The sequence below is a fragment of the Curtobacterium sp. B18 genome, assembly GCF_000333375.1.
Taxonomy (GTDB): Bacteria; Actinomycetota; Actinomycetes; order Actinomycetales; family Microbacteriaceae; genus Curtobacterium.
On the sequence record NZ_BACZ01000193.1, the window covers coordinates 1 to 1,074 of the forward strand.

Consider the following 1,074-nt stretch of genomic DNA (forward strand, 5'->3'; position numbering starts at 1 on the left):
CAGTGTCCGTGTCCACGGCGAGCACGACGTCGGCATCGAGCTGTCCGCTCGGCCAGTCATCGGGCACGATCACCGTCGGGACGGTCGACGCCCCGGCGATCCGGTCGGGCAGGAGCCCGGTGAGCGCGGACTGCAGACGTCGTCGGCGATGACTGCCGACGACGAGGAGGTCGTCCGGCCGCGCGGCGTCGACGAGGGCGTCGACGATCGACGCCGGCGGTGCGCTGAGCTCCACCTGGGTCCCCGGCGCGGACTGCAGCACGAGGGAGCGCCCCGCCACGAGTCGGTGGTGGGTCCACCCTTCTTCGGGTTCGAGCGGATCGACCGCGCGGAGGATGCGGACGCGGCAGGCATGTCGGGCGGCGCGCTCGGCGACCCACCGGAGCGCCGTCCAGCTCGCCTCGGTGTCGTCCAGGCCGATCGTGATCCGTTCGACGTCCTCGTGCATCATCCGCTCCGTCCGCTCCGTCGGGCGGTCGCCCGTCGTCGTGACGCTACGTCCGCCACAGCGCGGCGGCGAGAGCCGAAGGTCCCTGCTCCGGACACACCGACGAACGAGCAGCCGACAGGCCGACGATGGGACGAAGGACCCTCGCGCTCGTCGGCTCGCGGTCGGATCGTGATCGCATGACAGACCACAGCGTGCACCACCGTCCGGACGACGACGTCAAGGCCGACGTCGAAGAAGAACTCGACTGGACGCCGGGGGTCGATGCCGCCGGGGTCGGCGTCGCGGTCGAGGACGGCGTCGTCACCCTCACCGGGCAGGTCGGCTCCCACACGCAGCGCGTGCAGGCGGCGCGCGCCGTGCTGCGCGTCACCGGTGTCCGCGGCCTCGCCGAGGAGCTCGACGTCCGCGGTCCGAGCGTCCACTCCGACGCGGACATCGCCTCCGCCGTCCGCGCCGCGCTCGACGCCGATGCCTCCGTGCCGTCGGACACGATCGACGTCCAGGTCCGGGACCGCATCGTGACCCTCTCCGGCTCGACGCACTGGTACTTCCAGCGGCTCGCCGCGGTGCGCGACGCCGAGCGCGTGGGCGGTGCACAGTTCGTCCTCGACCGGCTCGAACTG

2 protein-coding genes are annotated in these 1,074 nt (G+C 72.7%); one reads left to right on the top strand and one right to left on the bottom strand.

The window, feature by feature from the left end; genetic code table 11:
• Nucleotides 1-451 (bottom strand): universal stress protein (locus tag I5E_RS05125; protein WP_022906043.1); only part of this gene is annotated, 451 nt, incomplete at its 3' end.
• 176 nt (nt 452-627) lie between these two features.
• On the opposite strand from I5E_RS05125, the gene I5E_RS05130 reads away from it, so the two are divergent.
• Nucleotides 628-1,074, top strand: a 447-nt coding sequence (locus I5E_RS05130; protein ID WP_022906044.1) for a BON domain-containing protein, incomplete at its 3' end; no start/stop codon positions are given.